Raw genomic sequence first — 3,871 nt, forward strand, 5'->3', positions numbered from 1 at the left:
TCAACCATTTTATAATCTCCAAAATGTTAGAATATGTTTCATTATGGAAGTAGAAAAACACTACTACTTCCACTCCCCCCTTTATTTTTTGGAAAATACTGTTTTTAACAATAAAAATAAAAAGATTTAAATACTTCAGAAATATAATTAATAAACGATATGAAGTAAATTACATATCTTAATTCTAAAAATCAGTCAACCTTTTTTAATCTCTAAAAGTTAAAATTAAACCTTAAAGAAGTAGTATAAACCATACTACTTCACTCCCCCTTTATTTTTAAAAGTTAAACTTCATCAAGTATGCTGGAGTCAGCTCCGGCAATTTCAACCAAATATTCCGCTTCGACAATGTGAAGCTTTGATGGGATAACGATGCAGTGCAGCGGACCTCCAAAATCAAAATCGATTAATTCTTTAATTTTGCCAGCTTTAATACAAACATCCTTTGAGCCGACACGGGCAATGCCCATAGCCAACGTATCTTCAGTTATCAAACCTTCCCTATCCAAATCATCGTGGATGCTCATCAGATATTCCAATCCCTGATTAACAGTCATATATCTATCTTTGTGGGCTTGAATATCAAGTAAAACCAGAGTATGCAATTCCATTTTCAAATTCTCTTCAATTGCCTCATAAGGAGATTTAGGATAGAAGTTATAATCAGGAAAAGGTATTGTTGTTACTTTGCCGAATTTATATCCTTGAAGGCCGGAAATGGCTGGAGCTGAAGATAAGATTGATGATCCATGAATTACTTCATAGTCTATTCCCTTTTTAGAGCACTGTACTAAAAAATCGCTATGTGTTGTTGCAATTAAAGGGTCTCCACCAGTGATTAATGCAACATCAGAAGTCTTAGCTTCTTCAATGAATTTAGATTCCTCTTCGACTTCTCCTCTAACCAAAACTTCGATTTCCTGGCCGACTAGCTCCTCAATAGCTTCAAAACTAGAACCAAATAATCTTGATGTGAAAAATTCGGCATAAATCTTATCAACATTTTTTAAGCATTCCAATCCTTTTAAGGATATGTCCTTTTCATCAAATAATCCTAAACCCACTAGATAAAACATATATATTATATAATAATTTAAACATAAAAAACTTTATGAAATGTGTAAAAGTTCCATTAAGACAGTTAAATGACACACGTATAAAATTAATGGAAGCAGGCCAAATGAATATGGAATATAAAATCAAGGCCTGCGAAGAATACGGATATATCCCCGTTAATGATGATGTAGAAGGCTATGAGATAGTCTGCATGCGCCTGGAAGCCATGCCCAAGGTAGCCCGCAGCTTTTCTGAACTGCTTGAAGGGGAATTGGATTCTGATGAAATTGAAAACCTCAGAACCTCATTTGATACAATCGGAGACATTGTCATTTTGGAAATTCCAGAAAATCTTGAAGACAAAAAGCAGATAATAGGTGACGCTGCACTTAAATTCACAAAAAGAAAAGCAATCTACATGAAAAGAAGTGCAATTAAGGGAACAACACGGGTTCGTGACTTGGAATTTTTGGCAGGAACTGACGATTCGGTTACCATCCACAAGGAACACGGCACTAGACTGAAGCTGGATGTGCGTGAAGTCTATTTCTCACCCCGCCTTGCAACAGAAAGAAAGCGTGTGATGGAAAGCGTTAATGATGGTGAGAATATTCTTGACATGTTTTGTGGAATCGGACCGTTTCCAATTGTAATAGCCCGAAACAAAGACGTGAAAATCACTGCAGTTGACATCAACGAATCCGCAATCAAATATTTAAATGAAAATATAAATCTGAATAAACTGAAAGGCAGCATTGAAACTTATTGCGGAGATATTGCAGAAGTCAGCAAGTCATTTAACTCAAAATTTGATAGGATTATTATGAACCTTCCCGGTCTTGCATATACTTTCCTTGACCTTGCAGTTGATTTGATTGAAGATGGTGGAATAATCAATTACTATGAATTTTCTGATTCATATGAACAGGGAATAAAACGCCTTGAAAGTGCATGTTCAAAGAAAAACAAGCAAGTGGAAATTATCAATTGCCGCAAAGTAAAGTCTACCAGCCCCGGAGAATGGCATGTAGCCATTGACGGCAGAGTAACAAACAAATAGCAGGTAGATTTAATATGGATTCTGATTTGGTTTTCCAAGGATTTAAAAAATTCATTTTTGGTTTAGTCATTATTGCGGCGTTATTATTTATTCCGGCCGGAACACTTGATTATCCAAATGCCTGGCTGTTTCTCTCTTTATTATTTATTCCCATGTTTATAGTGGGAATCATATTGATGTTTAAAGCTCCCGATTTATTAAAGAAGAGATTGAATGCTGATGAAAAGGAATCCGAGCAAAAGATTGTGCTTCTGGTTAGCGGATTGATGTTTCTATCCTCTTTCATAATAGCCGGATTGAACTTCAGATTCAATTGGAGCAGTCTTCCCCAAATCATAGTGATAATCGCATCCGTACTGTTTTTGCTTGCATATGCAATGTACGGCGAAGTCCTGCGTGAAAACAGGTATCTGGCCCGTACAGTGGAAGTCGATGAAAATCAGGAAGTGATTGACAGCGGGTTATATGGAATAGTAAGGCATCCCATGTACACATCAACCATCCTACTATTTTTAACAATGCCATTAATCCTAGGTTCAATTTACTCATTCATGATCTGTCTGATATATCCAGTTATCCTCTCATTCAGAATCAAAAATGAAGAAGAGGTTCTAGAGAAGGAATTGAATGGATACAAACAGTATAAACAAAAAGTCAAGTATAAGATACTGCCATACATATGGTAATAAAAAAATAATTCAGAATTATTGCCTAAATCGGATCAATAATTCCCTTTTCAGTAATGATTCCGGTAATCAGCTCTTTTGGAGTTATGTCAAATGCAGGATTAATCACTTCAGTGCCTTCAGGACAGATTCTGGCACCGCCATAGTATCTTACCTCATCACCATCTCGCTCTTCAATGACAGTATCATAAATGTTAATTTCATTATCAAAAGTTGAATAAGGAGCGGCCACATAAAACGGAATGTTGTGATACTTTGCTGCAAGGGCCACCATAAATGAGCCCACCTTATTTACAACGCCGCCTTTTGCAATCCTATCAGCACCTATGACGACCTTATCGATTTTGCCCTGTGACATCAGAAATCCTGAAGCCACATCAGGAATAAGTTTAACCGGAATGTTTTCCTGCTGCATTTCCCATACGCTTAGACTGGCGCCCTGTCCGCGCGGACGGGTCTCATCGCAGATTACGTTGATGCTTTTTCCCGCATCGCGTGCTGCCCTGAATACGCCAAGTGCAGTTCCATAATCGACACATGCAAGCGCCCCAGCATTGCAGTGAGTTAAAACAGTATCCCCATCATCAATTATCTCAGCGCCGTATTTTCCGATAGCTCTGTTTGTTGCCATATCCTCTTCATACATCGTTAAAGCTTCATTTAACGCATCTTCACTGTTCAATACCCTGTCAACTGCCCAAAATAGGTTGACAGCTGTTGGCCTTGCAGCCTTTATTTCATCAGCAGCTTTTCTTAAGTCAACACCTTCAATATCTGCCAGAGCCATTCCAAAGGCGGCTGATACTCCAATGGCAGGAGCACCGCGAACGGTCATGTTTTTGATTGCAACAATAACATCCTGATAATTGTCACAGTATACGTAAGTCAACTCATCAGGAAGTTTTCTTTGATCAATAAGCTTTAATTTATTATCTTCCCATTCAAGTGTTTTCATGCTAACACCCAGTCAAAAAAAGTTTTAAAAATATTGAAAGCATAATTAACGTTAGTTTCTAATTTTTTTTAATGTATAAAAAATACAATTAAAGGTTTTGTAATTATGCTTCCC

At 37.1% G+C, this 3,871-nt stretch carries 4 protein-coding genes; 2 read left to right on the forward strand and 2 right to left on the reverse strand.

Annotated elements, in window-relative coordinates; genetic code table 11:
* Positions 1 to 284 precede the first annotated feature (284 nt).
* The gene (gene dph5, locus ACJROP_RS09285) at positions 285 to 1,076 is read right to left on the reverse strand and encodes a diphthine synthase (RefSeq protein ID WP_406535190.1); all 792 of its coding nucleotides are present in this window, start codon (positions 1,074 to 1,076) and stop codon (positions 285 to 287) included.
* A 35-nt stretch (positions 1,077 to 1,111) separates the two neighbouring features.
* Here dph5 and ACJROP_RS09290 point away from each other — a divergent pair, with 35 nt between their 5' ends.
* Positions 1,112 to 2,116 (forward strand): class I SAM-dependent methyltransferase, encoded by a 1,005-nt coding sequence (locus tag ACJROP_RS09290; RefSeq protein ID WP_406535191.1) that lies wholly within the window; start codon positions 1,112 to 1,114, stop codon positions 2,114 to 2,116.
* 14 nt (positions 2,117 to 2,130) lie between these two features.
* Positions 2,131 to 2,802, forward strand: coding sequence for a methyltransferase family protein (locus tag ACJROP_RS09295; RefSeq protein WP_406535192.1), 672 nt, complete (start codon positions 2,131 to 2,133; stop codon positions 2,800 to 2,802).
* Between the two features lie 25 nt (positions 2,803 to 2,827).
* On the opposite strand, the gene mtnA is transcribed toward ACJROP_RS09295, so the two are convergent.
* On the reverse strand, positions 2,828 to 3,757 hold the full coding sequence (mtnA, locus tag ACJROP_RS09300) for an S-methyl-5-thioribose-1-phosphate isomerase (RefSeq protein ID WP_406535193.1): 930 nt from the start codon (positions 3,755 to 3,757) through the stop codon (positions 2,828 to 2,830).
* Positions 3,758 to 3,871: the final 114 nt, after the last annotated feature.

Source organism: Methanobrevibacter sp., from assembly GCF_045220775.1.
Lineage (GTDB): Archaea > Methanobacteriota > Methanobacteria > Methanobacteriales > Methanobacteriaceae > Methanocatella.